The 22,848-nt window shown below is 66.2% G+C and carries 19 protein-coding genes and 2 pseudogenes; 4 read left to right on the top strand and 17 right to left on the bottom strand.

What is annotated here, in order from left to right:
- Positions 1-84 precede the first annotated feature (84 nt).
- Complete coding sequence (locus JDV09_RS13620) at positions 85-1,743, top strand: cation:proton antiporter domain-containing protein (RefSeq protein WP_221369668.1); 1,659 nt, start codon at positions 85-87, stop codon at positions 1,741-1,743.
- A 479-nt stretch (positions 1,744-2,222) separates the two neighbouring features.
- Here JDV09_RS13620 and JDV09_RS13615 read toward each other — a convergent pair whose 3' ends face one another.
- The 7 genes from JDV09_RS13615 to JDV09_RS13585 all read right to left on the bottom strand — a co-directional run bounded on the left by JDV09_RS13615 (position 2,223) and on the right by JDV09_RS13585 (position 6,250).
- Positions 2,223-2,642 (bottom strand): arsenate-mycothiol transferase ArsC, encoded by a 420-nt coding sequence (locus JDV09_RS13615; RefSeq protein WP_308124123.1) that lies wholly within the window; start codon positions 2,640-2,642, stop codon positions 2,223-2,225.
- 2 nt (positions 2,643-2,644) lie between these two features.
- Complete coding sequence (locus JDV09_RS13610; RefSeq protein ID WP_221369667.1) at positions 2,645-3,313, bottom strand: arsenate reductase ArsC; 669 nt, start codon at positions 3,311-3,313, stop codon at positions 2,645-2,647.
- Between the two features lie 5 nt (positions 3,314-3,318).
- Positions 3,319-4,428 carry an ACR3 family arsenite efflux transporter gene (gene arsB / locus JDV09_RS13605; RefSeq protein WP_221369666.1) on the bottom strand — a complete coding sequence of 370 codons (1,110 nt, stop codon included), beginning with the start codon at positions 4,426-4,428 and terminating at the stop codon, positions 3,319-3,321.
- Positions 4,425-4,793, bottom strand: coding sequence for an ArsR/SmtB family transcription factor (locus JDV09_RS13600; RefSeq protein ID WP_221369665.1), 369 nt, complete (start codon positions 4,791-4,793; stop codon positions 4,425-4,427). The genes arsB and JDV09_RS13600 overlap by 4 nt, the downstream gene beginning before the upstream one ends.
- Before the next feature lie 72 nt (positions 4,794-4,865).
- Positions 4,866-5,279 (bottom strand): PIN domain nuclease, encoded by a 414-nt coding sequence (locus JDV09_RS13595; protein WP_221369664.1) that lies wholly within the window; start codon positions 5,277-5,279, stop codon positions 4,866-4,868.
- The gene (gene vapB / locus JDV09_RS13590; protein ID WP_221369663.1) at positions 5,270-5,497 is read right to left on the bottom strand and encodes a type II toxin-antitoxin system VapB family antitoxin; all 228 of its coding nucleotides are present in this window, start codon (positions 5,495-5,497) and stop codon (positions 5,270-5,272) included. Before vapB ends, JDV09_RS13595 begins: the two co-directional genes overlap by 10 nt.
- 117 nt (positions 5,498-5,614) lie before the next feature.
- Entirely contained in the window at positions 5,615-6,250 is a 636-nt protein-coding gene (locus JDV09_RS13585; RefSeq protein WP_221369662.1) for a TetR/AcrR family transcriptional regulator, read from the bottom strand.
- A 117-nt stretch (positions 6,251-6,367) separates the two neighbouring features.
- On the opposite strand from JDV09_RS13585, the gene JDV09_RS13580 reads away from it, so the two are divergent.
- Positions 6,368-7,387 (top strand): zinc-dependent alcohol dehydrogenase, encoded by a 1,020-nt coding sequence (locus tag JDV09_RS13580; RefSeq protein ID WP_221369661.1) that lies wholly within the window; start codon positions 6,368-6,370, stop codon positions 7,385-7,387.
- A 56-nt stretch (positions 7,388-7,443) separates the two neighbouring features.
- Here the strand turns inward: JDV09_RS13580 and JDV09_RS13575 are convergent, their stop codons facing one another.
- The 3 genes from JDV09_RS13575 to JDV09_RS13565 all read right to left on the bottom strand — a co-directional run bounded on the left by JDV09_RS13575 (position 7,444) and on the right by JDV09_RS13565 (position 13,871).
- The gene (locus JDV09_RS13575) at positions 7,444-8,958 is read right to left on the bottom strand and encodes a wax ester/triacylglycerol synthase family O-acyltransferase (RefSeq protein ID WP_221369660.1); all 1,515 of its coding nucleotides are present in this window, start codon (positions 8,956-8,958) and stop codon (positions 7,444-7,446) included.
- Positions 8,959-8,987: 29 nt separating this feature from the next.
- Positions 8,988-10,172, bottom strand: a complete 1,185-nt coding sequence (locus tag JDV09_RS13570; protein ID WP_221369659.1) for an alpha/beta hydrolase family protein — start codon at positions 10,170-10,172, stop codon at positions 8,988-8,990.
- 399 nt (positions 10,173-10,571) lie between these two features.
- Complete coding sequence (locus JDV09_RS13565; protein ID WP_221369695.1) at positions 10,572-13,871, bottom strand: helix-turn-helix transcriptional regulator; 3,300 nt, start codon at positions 13,869-13,871, stop codon at positions 10,572-10,574.
- A 357-nt stretch (positions 13,872-14,228) separates the two neighbouring features.
- Between JDV09_RS13565 and JDV09_RS13560 the strand changes: the two genes are divergently transcribed.
- Positions 14,229-15,497, top strand: coding sequence for a cytochrome P450 (locus JDV09_RS13560; RefSeq protein WP_372452912.1), 1,269 nt, complete (start codon positions 14,229-14,231; stop codon positions 15,495-15,497).
- A 217-nt stretch (positions 15,498-15,714) separates the two neighbouring features.
- On the opposite strand, the gene JDV09_RS13555 is transcribed toward JDV09_RS13560, so the two are convergent.
- Positions 15,715-16,410 carry a cutinase family protein gene (locus tag JDV09_RS13555; RefSeq protein WP_221369657.1) on the bottom strand — a complete coding sequence of 232 codons (696 nt, stop codon included), beginning with the start codon at positions 16,408-16,410 and terminating at the stop codon, positions 15,715-15,717.
- A gap of 1,022 nt (positions 16,411-17,432) precedes the next feature.
- On the opposite strand from JDV09_RS13555, the gene JDV09_RS13550 reads away from it, so the two are divergent.
- Positions 17,433-18,959, top strand: coding sequence for an LLM class flavin-dependent oxidoreductase (locus JDV09_RS13550; protein ID WP_255605322.1), 1,527 nt, complete (start codon positions 17,433-17,435; stop codon positions 18,957-18,959).
- Positions 18,960-19,157: 198 nt separating this feature from the next.
- Here JDV09_RS13550 and JDV09_RS13545 read toward each other — a convergent pair whose 3' ends face one another.
- The 6 genes and pseudogenes from JDV09_RS13545 to JDV09_RS13520 form a co-directional block, all read right to left on the bottom strand.
- A complete protein-coding gene (locus JDV09_RS13545; RefSeq protein ID WP_221369656.1) occupies positions 19,158-19,787 on the bottom strand; it encodes a nitroreductase family protein in 630 nt (209 codons plus the stop codon).
- A gap of 662 nt (positions 19,788-20,449) precedes the next feature.
- Positions 20,450-20,839, bottom strand: a complete 390-nt coding sequence (locus JDV09_RS13540; RefSeq protein WP_308124122.1) for a type II toxin-antitoxin system VapC family toxin — start codon at positions 20,837-20,839, stop codon at positions 20,450-20,452.
- A gap of 484 nt (positions 20,840-21,323) precedes the next feature.
- Positions 21,324-21,716 carry a type II toxin-antitoxin system VapC family toxin gene (locus tag JDV09_RS13535; RefSeq protein WP_308124121.1) on the bottom strand — a complete coding sequence of 131 codons (393 nt, stop codon included), beginning with the start codon at positions 21,714-21,716 and terminating at the stop codon, positions 21,324-21,326.
- Positions 21,701-21,949 carry a type II toxin-antitoxin system Phd/YefM family antitoxin gene (locus JDV09_RS13530; protein ID WP_221369655.1) on the bottom strand — a complete coding sequence of 83 codons (249 nt, stop codon included), beginning with the start codon at positions 21,947-21,949 and terminating at the stop codon, positions 21,701-21,703. Before JDV09_RS13530 ends, JDV09_RS13535 begins: the two co-directional genes overlap by 16 nt.
- A gap of 380 nt (positions 21,950-22,329) precedes the next feature.
- Positions 22,330-22,550, bottom strand: a pseudogene (locus JDV09_RS13525) (hypothetical protein); the annotation flags it as partial.
- A gap of 20 nt (positions 22,551-22,570) precedes the next feature.
- Positions 22,571-22,848 (bottom strand): annotated as a pseudogene (locus JDV09_RS13520) (IS5 family transposase); the annotation flags it as partial.

Raw genomic sequence — 22,848 nt, 5'->3', positions numbered from 1 at the left:
GTGTTTGGTATGAATCCAGCAGCACTGCGGGGACGTCGATGAAGCCGGTCGCCGCCCACACCGGATGAGCAAGGGGAGCAGCGCGTGACGGTTGTCGCCATCTATCTGGTCATCACCTTCGGTCTCGGCGGCCTTGCCCTGGCGTTGCGCCTGCCGCCGTTGGTGGGTTTTCTGGCGGCGGGTTTCGTCATCAACGCGCTCAACGTCGAGCACGTCCCGCAACTGGAGATCCTGGCGGATCTGGGCGTCACGCTGTTGCTCTTCGCGATCGGCCTGAAGCTCGACGTCCGCATCCTGCTGCGCCGCGAGGTGTGGCTGACCACATCGGCGCACATGGTCATCAGCGTGGTCCTGGGCGGTGTGGTGCTGTGGCTGGCCGCGGTGGCGGGGCTGGCGATGCTCGTCGGGCAGAGCATGCAGACCATCGCCCTGCTGGCCTTCGCGCTGTCGTTCTCCAGCACGGTGTTCGTCGTCAAGGTGCTCGAGGAGCGTGGCGAATCGCATGCCCTCTACGGGCGCGTCGCCATCGGCATCCTGGTCATGCAGGACATCGTCGCGGTGGTGTTCCTGACCGCCACCAGCGGCCACCTGCCCAGCCCGTGGGCGCTGGCGCTGGTGGGCCTGTGGCCGCTGACCCGGGTGCTGCGCAGGATCTGGAGCAAGCTGGGCCACGGCGAGATGCAGTCGCTGTTCGGCATCGTGATGGCGCTGGTGCCCGGCTACGCGCTGTTCTCCGCGGTCGGGCTCAAGGGGGATCTCGGCGCGCTGGTCATCGGTGTGCTGCTGGCGTCGCATCCGGCGTCCTCGGAGCTGGCGCGCTCGCTGTTCCACATCAAGGAGCTGCTGCTGGTCGGGTTCTTCGTGTCGATCGGGCTGACCGGGCTACCGGACCTGCCCACCATCGTGATCGCGGTGCTGATGGTGGCGCTGCTGCCGTTCAAGGCGGCCGGGTATGTGGTGTTGCTGGCGCTGATGAAGCTGCGCTACCGCACCGCGCTGCTGGCCGGGCTGAGCCTGATGAACTACTCCGAGTTCGGCCTGATCGTGGTGTCGGTCGGGGTCTCGGCCGGGATGCTGGCGCCGGCGTGGCTGGTGGAGATATCGATCGCCGTCGCGTTGAGCTTCGTGGCCTCGGCTTTGGTCAACGGTCGCGGGCATCTGATGGTGGAGAAGATCGCGGCGCGCCTGCCCGCCCAGAACCTGGCCACGCTGCATCCCGAGGAACGTCCGCTGGACGCCGGCGACGCCGAGGTGGTGGTGATCGGCATGGGCCGGGTCGGGTTCGCGGCCTACCAGCGGATGACCGACCACTACGGCCTGCGGGTGGTCGGCGTCGACTACGACGGTCCCCGGATCGGGCGGCTCAAGGAGTCGGGCCTCAACGTGATCGAGGGCGACGCCACCGACCTGGACTTCTGGAACCGGATGCAACGGTCGGACTCGGTGCGCATCGCCGTGCTGGCGATGCCGCGTCACGGCGCCAACGTCACCGCGCTGGAGTGTCTGCGGGTGTCCGGGTTCAGCGGCCAGGTGGCCGCCGTGGCCCGCTATGACGACGAGGTGCAGTGGGCCAAGGATCACGGGGTGGACATCGCGTTCAACGTCTACGCCGGTGCGGGGCTGGAGCTGGCCGATCAGGTGGCCAGCGGCGACGACGCCCGCTCGGAAGCAGAGGCGAGGGACGCCGATGCGGACACCCCGATCGGCTCGAGGGCGGACAACGACCAGTCGGGTGGCCCGTAGCGTCGGATTGTGTCAAACGCGACACGGCGATGCACCGGGTGCTGTTCCGCAAGGCTCTCGCAGACCCCGGGGCGTCCTGGTTCGACAACGTAGGTCAGTACGGTCTTCCCGGGCGGTGAAAACGCTGTCGCGCCGACGGCGCATGTTCCCGGCAGAACGCCCCCGCCGTGGTCGGTAGCCAACCCAGGTCGACGAGCACCTCGTTGAGCAGCCGTCGCGCGACCAGCTCATCGCGCGTTGTCTGCCTGGCAGGGGCGGACGACAGCACGACGACGGTCTGACAGCTGTCGCATCGGATTTCGAATCGGTATATCTGCCTGGACAATTGGCTCTTCTCGGCACTCGGCGCCACACGGGGCGGCGGCGGTGCCGATCGTGCCAGCATATCGTCGCCGCGCCGGTTGCGCCTCCGGGCGGGATGACCGCGAAGATCTCCAACGCCGCGACCTGACACCCCCGGGCGGCGGGTGTCCAGGTTGTCACAGGCTGGACGCCAGCAGGCGCGCCCGATCTGCGATGTCGTCGCGGATCAGGCGCATCCGTTCGATGCCGTCGATGCCGCGCTCCGACGGCTCGTCGGTGTCCCACCTCTCGAAGGCGACGCCCGGGAACTGGTCGAGGTCGGCCTGCTTGCCGACGAGGACGACGAGGTCGGCGTCGTCGAGCATCTGCGGGGTGAGTCGGGTGGGCCGGTGATCGCTGATATCGACGCCGACCTCGGCGAGCACCCGGGCCGACAGGCCGTTGACGGCGGTCTTGGCGTGGGTGCCGGCCGAGGTGACGCGGATGTTCGGGCCGGCGATCTGCCGCATGAGCCCGGCGGCCATCACCGACTTGCCGGCGTTGCTCACGCAGACGAACAGCACCGACGTGCCGCGCGCACCTTCACCGTGGTTCACGGCTAGCGTGCGACGGCGACGTTCAGTTCGTCGAGCAACCGACGGATGCGTTCCTCGATGTCGTCGCGGATGGGCCGCACCGCGTCGACGTCCTGGCCAGCCGGATCCGCGAGTTCCCAGTTCTCATAGCGTTTGCCGGGGAAGATCGGGCAGGCGTCCCCGCACCCCATCGTGACGACGACGTCCGCGGCCTGGACGATCTCGTCGGTCCAGGGTTTGGGGTACTCGCCGGTGATGTCGACACCGACCTCGGCCATCGCCGCGATCGCCGACGGGTTGATCTCGGTGCCGGGTTCCGAGCCGCCCGACCAGGCGACGGCCCGGTCGCCGGCGAGGTGGGTGAAGAACCCGAGGGCCATCTGGGAGCGGCCGGCGTTGTGGGTGCACAGGAACAGCACGATGGGCCTGCCGTCGCTGATCTTGCCCTCGACCCGCGCCAGCGCGTGCAGCCGCTGGCGGGCGAACCGCTCGGCCAGCAGCGGCAGGAAGTTGGGGACGGTGGCGCGGCCGGCGAACTGGTCGTAGGAGGAGTGCAGGAAACGCTCGATGGTCTCGGCGCCGAAGGTTTGGTCGAACTCGGTGTGCAACCGGGTCGAGGCGGTCTTGAGCGCCAGTTTCTGGTCGATGGACAGGTCTGAGCGCAGTTGGTGGGTGACAGGCGTTTCGGTCATCGGGGTTACTCCGTTCTCGTCGTCGAGTTCTCGGGCAGGTGTTGGGAGGTGTGGTGGGTGAAGCGTTTCCGCAGCGCGAGCGAGACGTACACCAGCGCGACGAGGACCGGAACCTCGATGAGCGGACCGACGACGCCGGCCAGCGCCTGTCCGGAGGTGGCACCGTAGGTGGCGATCGCGACGGCGATGGCGAGCTCGAAGTTGTTGCCTGCGGCGGTGAAGGCCAGCGTGGTGGTGCGTTCGTAGCCCAAGTCCAGTGCCGTGCCCAGCAGGTAGCCCCCGCCCCACATGATGGCGAAGTAGGCCAGCAGCGGCAGCGCGATGCGCGCGACGTCCCACGGGTGGTTGGTGATCTGATCACCCTGCAGGGCAAAGAGAATCACGATGGTGAACAGCAGCCCGTAGAGCGCCCACGGCCCCACCCGCGGCAGGAACTTCGTCTCGTACCACTCGCGACCCTTGGTGCGTTCGCCGATGCGGCGCGACAGGTAGCCGGCCAGCAGCGGGATGCCCAGGAAGATGAGCACCGACTTGGCGATCTGCCAGGGGGAGGTGTCGATCGTCGTCTGCTCGAGCCCCAGCCAGCCGGGCAGCACCGACAGATAGAACCAGCCCAGCACCGCGAACATCGCGACCTGGAAGATCGAGTTCAGCGCGACCAGCACGGCAGCGGCCTCACGGTCACCGCAGGCCAGGTCGTTCCAGATGATGACCATGGCGATGCAGCGGGCCAGCCCGACGATGATCAGCCCGGTGCGGTACTCGGGCAGATCGGGCAGCAGCATCCAGGCCAGGGCGAACATCAGCGCCGGACCGAGCAGCCAGTTGAGCACCAGCGAGGAGATCAGCAGCCTGCGGTCACCGGTGACCGAGTCGAGTCGGTCGTAGCGCACCTTGGCCAGGACCGGGTACATCATGATCAACAGGCCCAGCGCGATGGGCAGCGAAATGCCGTCGATCTGAACCTTTTCCAGCGCGATGTTCAGGCCGGGGATCCAGCGGCCCAGCAGCAGGCCGGCCACCATGGCCGCCCCGATCCAGACGGGCAGGAAGCGGTCGAGGGTGGAGAGCTTGCCGACGACCGGTGGCGCCGTCGTGGCGGTGCTGTCGGTCATGAGGGGGCTCCGGCCGTGGCATCGAGCAGGGCGGTCAGGCTGGCCAGCGCGTCGGGGACCACGGCGTAGTAGACCCAGGAGGCCCGCCGCTGGGAGGTCAGCAGCCCGGCATCGCGCAGCACCTTGAGGTGGTGGGACACCGTGGGCTGAGAGACCTCGACGCCGGCCGAGATGTCGCAGACGCAGGCCTCGCCGCCGGCGTGGCTGGCGATCGCCGAGAACAACTGCAGGCGTACCGGATCGGCCAGCGCTTTGAGCTTGACCGCCATGTCGGCGGCCGCCGTTGCCGAGAGCGGTTCGTGCAGCAAGGCTCCCGGCGGGCAGCACACCTCGGCGTCGGGGTCCAGCCCACCTGATTTCGACATGCATCGATATTGACAGTCATCGAATCAGATGGCAAGGCGGCAGTCGCCGCTACGCGTACTTGCGCGACACCTTCAGAGCATGCGGAGGCGTTCGACGGGCTGTCCGGAAACCTGTGCGATCACTTCGAAGTCCTTGTCATGAGCGAGAACTGTGTGTGCCGCGATTTCGGCGGTGGCGGCCACGAGGAGGTCGGGAATCGACGGCGCACGGTGCTGGCCGCGATCGGACAGCATCAGCTGCACCTCGACGGCTCGGTCTTCTACTGCGGGCGTCAGGTACTCGACCGGCATGAGCGAGAGTGGTGGCGATACGACCTCGAGGCGCGCTTGCGCCGCCGTGCGAAACGAGTAGCCGATCTCGAGGCGGGTCACGGTGCTGATTCGTACCAGCCCACGTTCGATCCGGTCTATCCAGAGATCGGCGTCCGGTGAACTTCCGATGCGGGTGTAGGCCGACTTGTCGATGAGCCACGTGGTCACCGCCACGCGCGCTCCATCACCGCTGGATCGTCGAGATCCGCAGCGGCGTCGGCTGCGCGACGCATGTCCTCGAGCGTGAGCTTGCTCTGGGGTTGCGCCTCTGATCGCTCCGCCTCGAACCGTCGGCGCAGATACTCCTGCCGCGACAGTCCCCGCGCCGCCGCGGCGGCGTCGATGTGCGCCACCGCTGCGTCGGACAGTCCTCTGATCAACACATCAGCCATGCGATCTACCTCCCGATATCAATGATATCAATACGATAGGGACGGCCGCGCCGACCGCGGGTCTCTGCGGCCGGCGCAAGCGGTGCCCCGGCGCCCGTTCGGGCGGTGGTTGTCATGTCATCGCCTCGGCGTCTTCTTGCGGCGCCGTGCAGTGGCAGGGCGGGCTGCCGGCGGCAGTTCGGGCAGCATCTTCTCGATCATCTGGGTGAGTTGGGCGGTGACGTGGTCGAGGGGAGTGATGCTGCGTTGGGCGCGACACATTGCCACGGTGCCTTCGACGGCGGCGACGATGAGCGTGGCTCCTTGTTCGGCGTCATCCGCGGGCGCTCCTGCGTCGCGCAGGGAATCGGCCAGCAGCGACGTCCACCGCTGAAACGCTTCTGCGGCGGCTTTCCGAGGTGTGTCGTGTTCCTCGGGCAGGTCTTCCACCGATACCGCCAAGACCGGACATCCGGCGTGAAAATCGCTGTTGAGAACGATGTTTCGCCATAGGGACAGAAAAGCGGAGAGTCCGGCCTGCGGGCCCGCGGCAAGTTCCTCGGTCAGCACGCCCATGGTGAGGTCGTCGGCCCAGCGCACTGCTTCGGTCGCGAGATCGTACTTGCCGCCGGGGAAGTAGTGATAGGTCGAGCCCAGCGGCGCCTTGGTGTGTTTGGCCAGTTCGCGCACGCTCGTCGCGTTGAGGCCGCGGCGGCTGATCATGTCGGCCGCGCCCGCGACCATGCGTTGACGTCCGGACGGATCTTCGGCCACGACAGCACTCCTTGCTATGACGGTCGTTATAGTCTAGCGTCAAGGGCAGACTATGACGATCGTTATAGCAAGGTTTTCCGGGATGTCACGTCCTGACCCTCAGCCAAAGGAGAACCAATGAGAAGTCTGACCTTCGTCGGACCCGGGAAGCTGCGTTTCGACGAGGTGGACGCCCCCACCATCGTCGATCCGACCGACGCCCTGGTGCGACCGCTGGCCGCCACCACTTGCGACCTCGACCACCATGTCATCGCCGACAAGACGTCTTTCTCCCCGGCTGCCCCGTTCGCCCTCGGCCACGAATGCGTGGGCACCGTCGTCGAAGTCGGCCCCGGGTGCACCAGCATCACGGTCGGTGATGTCGTCGGGGTGGCCTGGCACATCGCCTGCGGGACATGTGCGCAATGCCTCAAGGGCCATCCCGCGCGGTGCCTGCGCCACGGTGATGCCCAGTACGGACTGCCCGTGAACGGGGTCTGGGGCGGCACCTTCTCGGAGTTGATCCGCGTGCCGTTCGCCGACTACAACCTGGCGCTACTGCCGACCGGTGTCGATCCCGTACACCTGGCCTCGATCGGTGACAACCTGGGCCTCGGCTGGGAAACTGTGGTGCCCATTGTGTCTCAGATCTCCGATCCCCAGGTGGCGGTGTTCGGCGGCACAGGGTCGATCGGGCTGTACTGTGTCGACGCCGCCGTGCACTGTGCCGGCGCGCGCACGGTCTACTACGACGACGACCCGGTCCGGATGGCGGTCGCAGAGAAACTCGGGGCCGAAGTCGCCGATATCGACGGCAAGCGGGAGAAGGACTTCGATCTCGCCGTGGATGCCTCGTGCGACCCCGAAAAGCTCAAGAAAGCCTTGCTTTCAGTGGTTCCGGAGGGATACGTCAACAGCGTCGGCATCTACTTCCAGGACGTTGCGGTGCCGATGTTGCAGCTCTACCTACGTGGAGTGAACTTCCACAACGGCAAGGGCCACGCGAGGGCGAGCATGACCCCCACGCTGGACGCCGTCGCTGCGGGTGTTCTCCATCCCGAACTCGTCACCAGCGGCATCTACGAATGGGACGAGATCCCCGACGTCCTGACCTCAGAGCGGCCCGGGCACAAGCCGATCTTCGTCCTCGACGCCTGAGCGACTGAGGGCGAAGTGCCAGGCCTCTGCCACTGGACCGTCGAGTCAGCAGACCGTCATGAGGGCGTGTCGCGTGAGGATGACCTCTTGCGGGGTTCGCCGTCGGACTTGGTGCGAGCGCGGGCGGCGTCGAGCAGCTCGTCGACGGCACCGCTCAGGCACTGCTCGTAAACCTCGGGGTCCGGGAGGGCGGCGCGGTCGGCGGTGAAGCAGAACGTCACCCGGTTGCCGTAGCTGCCGATGCCGTTGTTGAGGCCCATGCCGTCGAGCACCGGGCCGAGGCCGGTGGTGTCGACCATCTGTGCGCCGCAGAAGTACATCGGGGTCAGAGGTCCGGGGACGTTGCTCACCAGGGTGTGGGCGGCGACGGTGCGGCCGCTGCGGCTCAGTGCGCGCACGGCCGCCCGCTGCACGGTGCCCATCAGGCCGCCGAACGCCTCCTCGGACATCGCGATGAGCGAGCGGACGGGGTGGGCGCCGGACTCCTTGACGTGCGCGGTGGACGTCACGATGCGGGTCAGCCGCTCGAGGGGATCGGTCTCGTCGGTCGCCATCGTGATGGGCGCGATCGAGTACTCATTGCCGCTGGTCCCGGTGCTGGTCGCCGAGGTCGCAGTGCCACTGGCGCGGGTGGTCGTCGGCCGGATCGAGATCGGCATCATCGCGACCATGGCCTCGTCGGGCAACTCGCCCTTGTCGAGGAGGTAGCGGCGGATGGCACCGCCGACGATCGCGACACCGACGTCGTTGATCGTTGCTTCCGGCACCGCCGTGCGGATCTCCTTGAGGACGTCCAGCGTGGTGTAGGCGGTGCCGAATACGCGGTGGGGCGAGACGATCTGGTTGAAGCGGGTCGCCTTGGGCAGCGACGCCGGTGATGTGACGTCGGGGTCGCGGGTGTCGGTTACGAGCGAGGGCAGTTCGGGCACCATCTTGCGGACCCGGCGCAGCACGTCAAACGGCCGGATGGCGCCGTGCAGCGCGGCCCGGCCCAGCAGGTCGATGTCGCCCGGGATGGCGTCTGGCTCCCAGTGGTAGGCCTCGGGCGCCGGCGGCGGTGCCTCATCGGGCTCGCGGGTATGGATCGCGGTGAGGATCTCGGCGCCGGCGACACCGTCGATGGCGGCGTGGTGCACCCGCAGGAACACGGCAAAGGCGCCCTCGGGCAGGTGCTCGACGCCGTTGAGTCCGTCGATGAGGTACAGCTCCCAGGGCGGCCTGGTGAGGTCGAGGGGCCGCGCGTGGATGCGTGCGATCTGGGTGCACAGCTGCCGCCAGCTTCCGGGCTGGGGTAGTGCGATGTGCCGAACGTGGTATTCGAGGTCGAAGTCGCCGTCCCGAATCCACCAGGGGCGGTCTAGTCCGAACGGCACGTTGACGAGCCGTTCCCGGAAACTCTCGGCGACGTGGAGGCGCGCTTCGATGTACTTGAGCACCTCCTCGTAGGTGATTGGGCCGCCCGACTCCGGGCGCGCCGCAGGGTCGTAGATGCCGACGATGCCGATGGTGTTGTGTGCGGTCGCAGTGTCGAGCGACAACATCGTCCAGTCTGCGCTGGAAAGCTGGCGCAAGGTTCCTCCTCAGTTCGTCACGAACAGTGTCACAGCCCAGATGCGGTGAGGACCGAGGCGATGTGGTTGTCGTAGTTCGACCCGCGCCACGCGGTGACGTGGCCGCGGGGGTACCAGGCGATCGATGGCTCGTCCCAGTGGCGCCAGAGTTCGGCAGCCCCGCGGGGCGGGGCGATCCGGTCGACCTGCCCGGCGACGATGTGGCGCTGCTGGTGGGCGACGAGGCAAGGCCTGGCAAGCGGTGAGACGACCTGGTGTACGAGCACCGAGCGATGATCGTGCACCTCGCGGTGTAGCCGCCGTTTCGTCGGTGTGACCGGCGTGGCGTCGCGCATCGACGCGGCCAGGTCGCTGGTCGGCACGACCGCGATCAGGCAGTCGATATCGCCCTCGAGTGTCGAGAGCAGGTTGATGACGTATGCGCCCAGCGACACGCCGAGCAGGCCCACCGCGGGTGCGTGCTGGTCGTCACGCAGCCACCGCAGCAGCCGTCGGACGTCCCACACCGACTGGGTGAGCCCCAGCACATTGTTCGCCGCGAAGACATTGGAGGCGAACTGGCGGTAGGGGGACAAGCCGCAGGCGCGCGGACCGTGCAGCGGGAGCACGGGGAGCGCGACGTTGATGCCGAGCTCCTCATGCAGGTGGCGCACGCGCAGCATCTCGACGTCGCCCGGCCGGCCCATCCCCTGGCCATGGACGGCGACGAGCCACGGCCGAGGCGCGCCGGGGTGGCGCAGCAGCCGTACCGGTACCTGTTCGTTGGCGCCGAGGGACAGCCAACGCTCGGCACCCGGCTCGCCCTTCTCGGGCCGCCACCCGCTGTCGAACCTGGCGATCTCGACCCCGTGTGGCACGGCTTCGACGGCCACGTCATCGGGTGCATCCGGACGCCGGTGCCGCAGTCCTGGGTCATCGAGCCATCCGGCGTCGCGGTAATAACGGACAGCGGCATCGAGCTCGGCGGACGCCGACGCATAGTGCTCCCGTGACCCCAGCGACGACAGCAGCGGCATCGGGCCGGCGACCAGCCCGTCGAGAGCGGCCGCCACACCGAGGCCGACCGACGGCGCCGGCACCGGCACACCCTCACGCTCGGTGACGCCTCGACGGAGCGCCGTCGCCGCCCGCGCGACCTCGCGGGCGCCGGCAACGCCTGCCGCTGCCACGGGGGTGGCCACGACGGCCAGACCCAGCCGGGTCGCGAGTCTCACCGCTGCGCCCCCGTCGTCGGTCCTCCCTGCCGTGACGCCCGCCCGGCAAGAGCAGATTTCCTTATTGCTCGGCATCAGATTTATCACGTGGGCTGTGTGAGCGAACGCGATATCGGGGGAAGATGCATCTGTCGAGACGTTGGAGATGGTCGGCGAGGGCGTGGGGTGACGTGCTCGTGGCGGGCTGCTTCGTCGCTCAGCCACGGGTCCCGGCGTCGGCTTTGAGCGCAGTGATGTCGGCGAGTTGGTCGGTGAGCACTCAGAATTGTTGAGCGGCGGACGGTTTCGTTCAGATTGTCGAGGTTGCCAGGTGCTGATCTACGCCCAGACCGCGCTGATCTACGCCCAGACCGCGCTGATCTACGCAGCCCGGCCGACGATGGTTGTCACGAACCCACCTCAGGTGTGACGCGCCCCTTCCTGGGCGAGTTGAACCCGCGAGGTCAGCCCGAGCTTGGCGTAGACATGGGTCAGATGGGTCTGCACAGTGCGCGGCGAGACAAACAAGCGCGCGGCGATGTCCTTGTTGGCCAACCCATCGCTGACCAGGCACACCACATCACGCTCGGTAGGGGTCAACGACTTCCAACCGCTGTCGGGGCGCTTGCGTTCGCCGCGACCGCGTTGGGCATAGGCGATGGCATCCTCGGTGGACAGCGCGGCACCCTCAGCCCAGGCAGTGTCGAAGTCTTCCTTTCCCAAGGTATCTCGTACCGCGGCGACCGCGGCGCCGTGGCCCGCCTGATACATCGGGAAACGAACTTCCCCGGATCGTTGCCGGATCGCCTGCGCGGCGCCGAGCAGGCGCGCAGCGTATTGGTGGCCACCACCGTCGGCGGCCAGCCGCACCAGGCATTCCAGCGTGTCAGGCACCCGCAGATATCCTCCCGTGCGGGCGGCGATCCCCAGCGCGTCGTGGGCGTCGCGCACGGCCTGGTCGGGCTCACCCTGCGCCAGCGTGACCTGTGCTCGCACGGACAGGAGAACCATCTGGTACCACCCCGGCGCTACCGCCGCGGTGCCGTCGGCCCAGCGGCGGGCGGCGGCCACATCGTCATCAGCCAGCGCAGCCTCAGCCATCGGACTCATGCTTCCGATCAAACCCTCGATCTGGGGAGTGCTGCGTCTGCGGGCCTCCTCCGACGCCTGCCGCGCCGCAGCAGCGTCGCCACCGGCCAGCGCAGCATAGGCGATCACCCAGTACACCATCGATGAGTAAACCCCGCCCAGCGCCTCAGCGGCCTCCAGCACGGATTCCGCAGCGGCGTGCGCCGCAGCGACCTGCCCCTGGTGAGCGAGCACCAAGCCGTGGCCGACGTGCCCATAGACCGTCATGACGAGGTCCCGGGTCGCTTCGGACTCCTCGGCCAGGGATCCGAAAACGCTTCCGGCGGGGGCGAGTTCTCCCTGCATCCACAGCGCTGTGCCCAGCCAGTACCGGCAGATTCTGGACGGGCCCCGGTCGCCCAGCGCGTCGGCGAGACCTTCTCCTTCCGCGGCGGCAGCGCGCGCTCCGATCGGTTCACCGGCGTAGACACGCATGGCCGCCTGATAGGAGAGGAGATGGCACAGACTTCGCCGATCGCCGATCGTGCGGGCCAGGCCGCTCGCCTCGACGAAGTAGGGCCCGGCCACCTCGGCGCTGTTCACGGCGAGCAACCCGCACGCTGTGAGGGCTCTTGTGATCAGTGCCGGGTCGTCGAGCTCACGGGCGGTGGCCAACGCCACGCGTGCCCGGTCCCGGCTCGCCGGAAGGCCCGTCGACGCCGCGAAGACGCTGTGGTCGGCGACCGCGCGGACCCACACATCCGGCGCGACATCGGGCGGGGGCCGGTCGGTCAACACCGCCTCGAAGCCCGCCAGCCCCTCCCGGAATCGGCCGCGCCTTATCCAATACGGCTGCAGTAAGGACACCAGCCGCAGGGCGCTCTCGTGGTCGCCAGTCTCCCGGCTCGAGGTGAGTGCGGTCCGCAAATTGTCCGTCTCGAGATCGGCCCAATGCAGCAGCGCCTTGGACTTCTGGTCGGCCTGCACGTCCGATTCCAGCGTCAGAGCCGTGGTCGTGTAGTGGTCCCGGTGACGAGATCGCACCTCGTCTGCCTCACCGGATTCGCCGAGTTTCTCCATCGCGAACTGGCGCACCGTTTCCAACAACCGATACCGCATCGGCCCGCCGGGGCCCTGCTCGGCGAGTACGAGCGACTTGTCGACCAACAGGCTGAGTTGATCCAGCAGTTGATAGCGCTCGGAGTCGCTCGCCGCGCCGACGGCGTGGACGGCATCGAGATCGAACCCACCCGCGAACACCGCCAGCCGCCGAAACACCGCCCGCTCCGGCTCGGTCAACAACGCATGCGACCAGTCCATCGAGGCGCGCAGCGTCTGCTGGCGGCGCACCGCGCCCCGCGCACCCCCGGTCAACAACCGGAACCGGTCATGCAGACCGTCCGCGATCTGGGACACCGACAACGCCCGCACCCGCGCCGCGGCCAACTCGATCGCCAGCGGCATCCCGTCAAGCCGCTGACAGATCTCGGCCACCAGCGCGGCGTCGTCCTCGTCGACATCGAAGTCGGGCCGCACATGGCGGGCCCGGTCGGCGAACAGCTCGACCGCCTCATCGACCACCGACAACGACGGCACCCGCCAACTCAGCTCACCTGCCACTCCGAGTGACTCACGGCTGGTGGCCAGCACCCCTACCCGCGGGCATGCCTGTAGGAGGTCCACCACCAGACACCCGCATTCGTCGAGCAGGTGTTCACAGTTGTCGACCACCAGCAGCATCGCCTTCTGCCCGACGAACCCCAAAACGGTGTCCACGGTGGAGCGGCCCGGCTGATCGGGCAGCCCCAGCGCGCGCGCGACGGTCACGGGTACCAACAGCGGGTTCGTGAGGGGCGCGAGGTCGACGTAGCACACCCCATCCGGGAGCTCGTCTGCCAACTGCGCCGCGACCTCCAACGCCAACCGTGTCTTGCCAGCACCCCCGGCGCCGGTCAAGGTGACCAGCCGGTTCTCAATGACGAGCTCGCGCAATTGCGCAATCTCGTCTTGACGCCCCACAAATCTGGTCAACCGGACCGGAAGGTTTTGCGCGGCAGCCGAACCAGCGACCCGCAGGTTTGGGAACTCAGTGCGCACATCGGGATGGCACAGCTGTAAGACCCGTTCGGGACGCGGTAGATCGCGCAACCGGTGACTGCCTAGATCGATCAACCACGCCCCGTCGGGCAGTTGATCGGCAACCAGCGACTCAGTGGCACCCGAGAGCACCGTCTGCCCGCCATGGGCCAGATCCCGCAGCCGGGCGGTGCGGTTGATCGTCGGTCCGGCGTAGTTTCTGCCGTCGCGCAGCTGCACCTCGCCGGTGTGCAGGCCGATGCGTACCCGGATCGGCGCCAACGGCGCGCACTGCAGATCCAGCGCACAGGCCACCGCATCGCTGGCCCGGGAGAAGGCGGCCACGAAACTGTCGCCCTCACCCTGCTCCACCGGCCGCACACCACGGTGTGCGGCGATCGTGTCATCCACCGTCTGGTTGAACCGGGCTATCGCGGCAGTCATCTCGTCGGGTTGGCTCTCCCACAACCGCGTAGACGCCTCGACGTCGGCCAAAAGCAACGTCACGGTTCCCGTCGGTAGCTCGCTCACAACTAGATCGCCCCAGTTCAGCGGCATCTGCCCCAATAGCCCCATGGTAGTCAGCAGCCGCATCCGATACCAGGAAACCGCGGCCGGGGCCGCACAGATATACGACCCCCCACCGTGCCGATCTACGCGCTACGACCGATGGTCTGGACCGCCGACCGACGGATAGTCGAATCACGCACAGCCGAGGAGAGGCCCATGATCACCACTCAGCAGGACCGCCTGCAGCGTCCGCAACGCCGGACTGCCGAGGGCCGAGAGCCTGACTCTTCGCGGGTAGCCCGGCCAGTTGACGTCGCGCAGTTGCCACTGGCACCGATCAACCCATTGCCGCCTGCCCGGCAGCGACGGGCGATCCGCGTGTTTCACACCGGCATCGAGGACCTGCGCGACGCTGGAGGACCCGTGACTCGGCTCGACCTCGTCCCGAAGTGGCTGAAGCTTGTGACGGGGGGACTGTTTCCCGACGTCGTGGTGGCATCCTCCCCGCAGGCGGGCCGAGACATCCTGGGCCGCACAGACGGGTCCGCCGAACGGACCGTGGTTCACGACCAGATGCGTCATCTGTTCGGATGCAACTTGTTTGACCTGCCCAATGACCGTTGGATACCGCGCCGGCGGGTGTTGCAACCGGTCTTCACCAAGCAGCGTGTGCGGGAGTTCGCCGGACACATGGTCCACGCCGCCGAAGCGGTCGCCGGTGCGTGGACGGACGGGACGCTGGTGGATCTCGATGCCGAATGCCGACGGTTGACGCTGCGGGCGCTGGGCCGGTCGGTGCTCGGTTTGAATCTCGACGAGCGCGCCGAGGAGATAGCCGCACCGATGCGGGTGGCGCTGAGATATGTCGCCAACCGAAGCACACGACCGGTGCGCGCACCGCGCTGGCTGCCCACCCCGGCCCGCCGGCGCGCCCGCGCTGCCACCGCCGACCTGCGCCGTCTCGCCTACGAGGTGCTGCAGGCCTGCCGGGCCGATCCGGGCCGCGACGCCCCCCTGGTGCATGCGCTGATCGCCGCCCGCGACCCCGCTACCGGGCAAGGACTCAGCGATGACGACATCTGCAACGAACTCATTGTGTTCATGTTCGCTGGCCACGACACCACCGCCACCGCCCTGGCATACGCCATGTGGGCGCTCGGGCGCCACCCCGACCTGCAACAACGCGTTGCGGCAGAGGCCGCTGCAATCGGTAGCCGGGAGCTCACTTCCGAAGACGTGCCCCGATTGGGCTACACGGTGCAGGTACTGCACGAAGCGCTGCGGTTGTGCCCGCCCGCCGCGGCGACCAGCCGGCTGGCACTCAAAGACATCGAAGTCGACGGCTACCGCGTCACAGCCGGAACGATCCTGTCGTTCGGCATCTACGCCGTGCAGCGCGATCTCGCCCTGTGGGAGCATCCGTTGACCTTCGATCCCGACCGGTTCAGCCCGGCCAAATCCGCGGGACGCGACCGCTGGCAGTACCTGCCGTTCGGTGCGGGACCTCGCTCCTGTATCGGCGACCACTTCGCCATGCTGGAAGCGACACTCGCGCTGGCCACCATCATCCGACGCGCTGAAATCCATTCCGAGAAAACGGATTTCCCGATCGCAGTGCCGTTCACCACCATCGCCGCCGAACCCATCCCGGCTCGGATGCGTCCCAGAGACGCAGAGGAGTGTGGGCGGTAGTTCGACAACCGAAGCTGTTCGGCCTATCTGCCTCGTCGAATCGATGATGGGCGACGGTTGGGCGATTGTGAAGCGGAAGCTTCAAACCCTCAGCCGCCACAGGCGAAGTGCGCCAGATCCTCGGATCGACTGACGCGACGCCGGATCACCCGAATTGCCGAGCCCACACCAGGCGGCAATGCGTCACGGTGACGAAATACGTTGGGATGGTGGGAGATCAGGGGAGCGACAGCGGCGGACCGGGAGGGGGTGGCGGCACAGGTAACCTGCTGACAGCGAAGGTGGCCCCGGTGCCGACCATCCCGTTTTGCGCATATTCTCCGTGTGCGACGAGATCGACCGGCGCGGAGGGGTCGGTGGAGCAGACCGAGTCGCCGGGTGCACACAGCTCGAGGAGCTTCGAGGCGTAGATCGGGCTGGCGCCGACCGCGGGCGCTTTGTACTTGGCCAGTGACACGCCGGTGGGCTTGCCGAAGAGCACGACCGCGGCGACATGGTCGGCGACATCGGCCGGGAGCGGAATGGGTGCCGATTCCGGCGCTACATCGCCCGGCAGGACGTCCGACGTCGCGAATGCGCTGACCATCGCGCCTTGCGAGTAACCGCCGATGATCATCTGTGTGTGCGGGCACACGGACACCACGCCGCGGATGTGGTCGAGGACGTCGCGGCTGCCGTCGACGACGTTCAGCGTGAAGCCCGGGCCGAAGAAGTCGTTGCTCGCCGGATAGTTCACGCCGTGCACTCCGACGGTGCGTGGAAACGCCTGGGTGCGCAATGATTCGACGAAGGCCTGTCCGATGATGCCGACGCCCGGTGGCTCCGACGTGCCCCGCGCGAAGGCCACCCCGATGTCCGGACATGGTTGCGCCGATGCGTGAGGACTCGGGAAGTTCCATGCCGTGAATGTCATGACGGTCGCCACGAACAGAGACCAGGCGACTCGCATCCTTCTGGTCAGACGTTCCCCCTGAAATCATTTGGCGGCGACGATGCAGGCGCGTTCCCTCGATTCGAGAGCGTAGTCACCGACGTGAGCAGGCAAGCCCAAAGTCGTCGATTCACCCAGGTTTTTCTCCGTCCGGCCATTTGGTCACAGTGACGTATTACCCGGGTTGCGCGGGGGGCGATGCGCGAATCCGACGACCCGACGGTTTGTGAACGCTTCCGCTGCAGTCCGGACATCGCTGTTTGGGAGGTGAGGAAGTGTCGCAAGTCGGGCGAGCCTCGAAGGCGAATGACTGAAAACTCTATTTTGCGGACCAGCGGGCCAAGTGAAAAATCAAGGATCAATGGGAAAACGACAAGGCCTTCCTCGTCGTCGATCGCCATTAGGCGCGGTACAGCAAGGCGGAGCCGACATTGACCTGTTGGTACCGGTGCGTGTTTATCAGGTGCGAGTCGCTCCGCATCTCCGCGCGGGGCCGATTCCGCCTTGTCGCGTCCATGTTGTTGGCACTCACCGCCCGGTTTGGGCGGGGGCTTCGCACCTTCTGAAAAATCAGACGTTCGGGTTTCGCCCGCCGAGATACTACAGACCGTAGTGGCGCCGCCGCCCGCCACTGGTCGTGCGCCATGGTCTCCTGGAGGGAAAATCGAGCGTGTCGTTTCCTTTCTCGCCGATTCAAGGCGACCGCAGATCACGTGCACCAATAACACGGGTGCAGATCTAGTGGACCAGTTCACGAGGCCCGGTCAGGCGAGCGTGCGACACTGTACGAATGTGCAGCAAGAAATGTACAGCCAGGATGCCGACCGGCTCGCCGCAGTGGAATGCGCGGACCTAAGACGCGGCCTGCAGTGAGCCCGCGGGCATGAAGACCCGCGCGATCAGCGCCACCCAGGCGTCGCGACCTGTAGTAGTCACCGGCGACGCAAGCCGAGGACTGCGGCGCGAAACAGCTCGGGAGTTGGGCTCGCTCGGCGCAAAGGGTGATGTCGCCGCGCGGTGCCACGGTCCTTGGCGAAGTCGCCGGGGAGCCGATGGGCAGGGGCGAACGAGGCGTCACCGTGCTTGGCGGCGGCATCGGCATAGCCCTCTCTGAATACTGGATTTCAGGTCAGCACAAACGTCGAACAGGAAGTAGTTCAGTGCCCAAACGGATGATCTTCACTCTGCTGGTCAACATGTCGATCGGCCACAACTTTCACGGTATCTGGCGCCACCCGCGTGCCCGTAACCTTGAGTTCGACTCGTTCGACATGTGGGTCGATCTTGCGCGGAAGGCTGAGCAGGCCAAGATCGACGCATTCTTCTTCACCGACATCATGGGTGTTCAGGGGGAGTTCAATGGCTCCCGTGACGTCATCTTCGAACAGGCGATGAACGTTCCGGTCGGCGACTGCACGATGCTGATACCTGCGCTGGCGCGAGAGACCAACGACATAGGTTTTCTATACACGAGTTCCGTGATTCAGCACCACCCCTTTGTTTTTGCGCGTATGGCATCCACGCTCGACGCTCTCAGCAAGGGACGCATCGGCTGGAACATCGTCACCTCGGCCAACGAGCGGGCCTTCCGCAACCTCGGCTTGCCAGGCAGCCCGTCGCACGAGGAGCGGTACGCCTGGGCCGAAGAGTACGCCGAGGTGGTGTACAAGTTGTGGGAGGGCTCCTGGGACGTCGACGCCATCGTCAATGACCCTGACCGGGGTGTCTACGCGGACCCGCGCAAGGTTCACGACATCAATCACGTCGGCAAGTGGTACGACGTAGAGGGCTTCAACTTGATGCAGCCGTCGCCGCAACGCGTTCCAGTACTGGCACAAGCGGGCGGCTCGCCGGCAGGACTGGACTTCGCCGGTGGCAACGCCGAACTGATGTTCCTGTCGGCCTCGACGCCGGAATCGATTGCGGCACAGGTTAGGACTGTGCGTAGCAAGGCGAACGAGCGGGGACGGTGGGACGAGGACATCAAGTTCCTCCTCGGCATGATGGTGATCGTCGGCTCGACCGACGAAGAGGCGAAGCGCAAGTGGGCCGACCTCGAGGAGTATCGGAGCGTTGAGGCGCAGACCGCATACTTCTCCAGTCTGAGCGGGCTCGATCTCGGGCTCTACGATCCGGAGACGCCTCTCGAAGACCTGGTGGAGCACCTTCCTGGCATCAGGGGTGCATTCGGCGCGCTGATCAACGGCTGGCCCGCCGGACGCAAACCCACCGTGCGCGACTTCCTGACGTCGCTGCCCCGCATGCAAACGGTGGCGGGCTCGCCAGAACGGATCGCCAAGCGACTCGTCGAGCTGCAGGCCGCGGGGGTAGACGGAGTTCAGCTGATGAACGCCTTGCTTCCCGAGACCTACGAAGATTTCTTCGATCACGTGGTGCCAGTGCTGCAGGAACAGGGCCTCATGCAGCGTGAGTATCGACCGGGCACCCTGCGGGAGAAGCTATTTGATACCAACGACCCACATATCTCGGAACGTCATCCCGCGCGTGGCTACCGAGGGATGTTCTGCTGACGGCGGCGCCCGCATTCTGCAGCAGGCGAGCTAGATCTGGTTCTCAGGCGATCGCCGAGGAAGCGACGGGCTCAGGGGCCGACGCTTCAATCAAGCGATCTGCGATCTGCCGCTGATCGTGCCCCGCGGGTTCGTACCCGGGCCCTAACAGCAGGCGTCGCTTTCGGGTGCCGTGTCCAGGGCTCCTCGGAGGCCGCGCTACCACCCGTTCCAGTGCGTCACCTGTTCGGGCGCCAACCGGCGGGCGGGTGTGAAGTCGGTGCCTTTGGTGTAGGCAATGGGAAACAGCCCCACCTGGCTGTATTCGTCATACGGAACTCCGAGCAACTCCGCGGCGGCCTTCTCGCCGTTGCCGAACAAGTGCAGCGTGGTCCAGCAGCTGCCCAGTCCCCTGGAGCGAAGCGCCAGACAGAAGCTCCACGCCGCCGGCATCACCGACGCCCAATGGGTCGCACTCAGCCCCGGCGGGCCATTCTCAACGCGCCCGCGCAGGCAGGGGATCAGCAACACGGGTGCATCTTGTAGGTGTTCGACGAGATAGGAACCCGACGCCGCCATCCGAGCGGACGGTTCACCAGCGTGCAGCGCTGAAACAGACTGATAGCTGCGGAGATTGGATCGGTAGATGTCGGCAAGCGCAGCCTTCTTCTGTGGTTCGTCGATGAACACCCACCGCCACCCCTGGGCGTCGGCGGCGCTGGGCGCCTGCAACGCGAGCCGCAAGCACTCCGTCAACACCTCTCGGGGCACTGGCTTGTCGAAGTCCAGTCGCCGCCGGACTGATCGAGTGGTCGACAGCAGCTCGTCGACAGTGAGATCGAGGTGCATGGCATCAACCTCCTCATCGGGACATCAGGACTGTACGACCGCATAGTATCGCCACCCGGCGTCACGATGGTTTTGCAGCTAATCGCGGCGAGGCGTGACTGAAGATCGCGGAAGGGATTGCACGGTGGTCACGGACGGATGGCCGGTGACGGGGGCAAGTCCGGGCGCGTGGTGTACGACGTCGTCGTGTGATTCTTCGTCGTGATTGTTCTGGCGGTCAGCGCCGCGGGGTTTCCTCAAGGTAGCGCCGGGATTACCGGGAAGCTCATCAGCCATGTCGGCGGCCACCCAAAGAGCATTCAACGCATTGATCGGAACGCCCAAGCGCCCCAGCGCAATCCGTCACAGTGACGTATTGCTAGCGGTGTGGGAAAGAGGGAGGGGGGCTGATCGGTCACCGACTCCGTGGCCGGCCGGCGGGGGTTGAGCTATACGACAATCTTTGCCGACGCACAACGGATTCGGCAGCATCCCTCCTCGGCAAATGTGTTCCGCGCTGTTCAGGGGGTCGCGGCGGCGCTGGATCCGCTGACAAATTCACCCAATCGTCAGGGGCGCGAGTCTCTTGATCTAAGGCAACGCGTCACCATTTATTGCCGATAAGCCACATTATGTCAAGTTAAACCACTGCATATCGGCTTGCCGCCCAACGGGTTTCGCATTCACGCATTGGGGGCAGCAGGTACGCCGCGTTTTGCAGCTTCTGCGGCCAGTGCGTGGTCGAAGGTTGCCAGGCTTGCTTGGTGTCGTATCGCGACGTCAAGAACGCAACAGTCGGGCAACTTCAGCCCACTGCTGGCACGCAGTTCGGCAAGTCGTAATGGCTCCCCGTTGTCGTGAGGCGCGACCGTCATTCCGGCGGCGTGGATGTCATCGCGCATCGAGGCGCCCTGTCCTATCCGGACGCCGCCGACCAACACTTCCGCCATTGTGATCATGTGCACGAGCATCTCCCCGGGCGTGCCGGCCAGAAGAACTTCGGTGGCTGCTCGATGATGCGGATCGGCTGGATTGAAATGAGCGATGAGCACACTCGCATCCACTGCAATCACGCCGGCCAGTCCGCTCTCAGCTCGGCGAGATAGTCAGGTCCGAATGCCTCGGCGTAACGGCCCGCGCTGGCCAGTACCGCAGATCGATGATCTTGTTTGTCGGCGGAGTCGTCATTCGCGAGCATGTCGCCGCCCGCTTCGACAAGTCGTACGAGCAGGCGTGATCGAGGCTCTCCGGGCCATCGTTTCGCCGCCCTATCCAAGGCGCGGGCAACGGCCGGTGTCTCTGTTACCTGATATCGGGGACGAGTTGTCGGCACGCCGCAAGTGTACCACCCAATATTAAAGTGGTACACCGAGTTGATCGGCTACGGGTGGGAATATGCAGGAATCGAATATGGCGGGTTACCAAAAAGCGATACCGTCCTCACCTGGTGATTCAGGATGTCCGGATGTTCTCTGTTCGGTCTATTTGTGGCGGCTATCGCAATAGGGCTGGCGGGGTGTGGATTGGAGTCCGAATACCAGTCGAGTGGCGGTGCAGCTATACCTCGACGACGTCGACGAGACCGTCGAGGCCACGAAAGTCGTCGACATTGCGGGTGTAGAGCCGGGCCGAGTGTGCGTGCGCAGTTGCGGCGATGAGCAGGTCCATCGATCGCGCCCTTGGCCGACGACCGGCCTCGACTACGGCGGCGGCCACCCGGCCATAACTGGCCGCCACTGCATCATCGATCGGCAACGCATCGAAGGTGCGCTGCAATATCAGCAGGCGTCGCAGCCGCTCGGCGCGTACGCCCCCGTCCTTGGCCACCAAGACACCGAAATGCATCTCGGCCAGCGTGATGCTGCTGATCGCCAACTCACCGGCCAAGGGATCGAGGTCGGAGGCAATGACTACGCTGGTGTCCAGTAGCGCCCTCACCGACTCCCCCACGGGTCCTGTACCTCGTGAACGACCTCATCGCGATCCGTAGTCCAGGCGGTATCGGCGGACCCAGCGAACAGCTCAGCCACCTCGGGCCACTTCCGCCAGGTCCGCGGTGCGGCGGGAACCAGCCGGGCGGCAGGCCTACCCGCCACGGTGATGGCGATTTCTGCTCCCGCCTGGACGCGGCGCACAAGATCTGAGGCGTCTTGGCGCAATTCGCGTAGTCCGACAGTCTCCATACCCTGAATGTAGCACATATGCTACACCGGTGCTTGCGACGGTGCTTGGTCTCGCCACCGGGTGACGTAACCCCGAGTCGGGCTATGGGTGTGCATCCGGACGGTGATCACGGTGGTCAGCCCTCGATCTTCGCCACGAGTGAGCCTGTCGCCTGCGTCGCGATCGCGGCGGCGACAGCTATCACGACATCGGTGAAGTTTGTCATTTTCCCAGTCAGTGAGCATGCGGGCGCCGGCGCTGTGCGGACCAGCTCAGCCTGCGTGCGCCCCTGCGTCCTCATTCGCGACGCCAGTCCTAGCGACCAAGGATCGCTAGGGCGTATCGGGTACCGGGCTGCTCGTGGCCGTGACTCCCCCGCGGGGCATGTAAGCGAAAGACCTCACCACGCACGCAGCGTCTCCATGTCGCGCAGCACCTGCATGGCTTCAGTGCGATCGGACTCGTCGTTGGCGAGCCTTTCCGCGTCGGCGCGAATGGCTGCGCCGGCTTTCCGTCGTGCGGCATCGATGAGAGCGGATCGCACGGCGGCTGACACGGCCGTACCGCCTTTGGTCAGGACCTCCAGCGCCTTAGACGTGTGTCTTCGTCCGGTCGGAAGGTTCAAGATCATCGTCGAGAGGCTAGGGCGTGTCTCCCGATTGTGGGGTGCCGACGCGGGCATGGATGACGGCGCAGGCCAGCAGAACGCCGCCGAGGTAGGTCAGGGCGTACTTGTCGTAGCGGGTGGCGATGCCGCGCCACTGCTTGAGTCGGTTGAAGCCTCGTTCGACGGTGTTGCGCAATGCGTAGCGCGCGGGGTCGAACGTGGGCGGTCGCCCACCGTCGGGTCCTTTGGCCCTACGTCGAGCGATCTGGTCGGATCGTTCAGGAATAGTGTGTTTGATCTTGCGAGAACGTA

This window comes from Mycolicibacterium xanthum, from assembly GCF_019710635.1.
Classification (GTDB): Bacteria; Actinomycetota; Actinomycetes; order Mycobacteriales; family Mycobacteriaceae; genus Mycobacterium; species Mycobacterium xanthum.
This window is presented reverse-complemented; position numbering and strand designations above follow the sequence as displayed.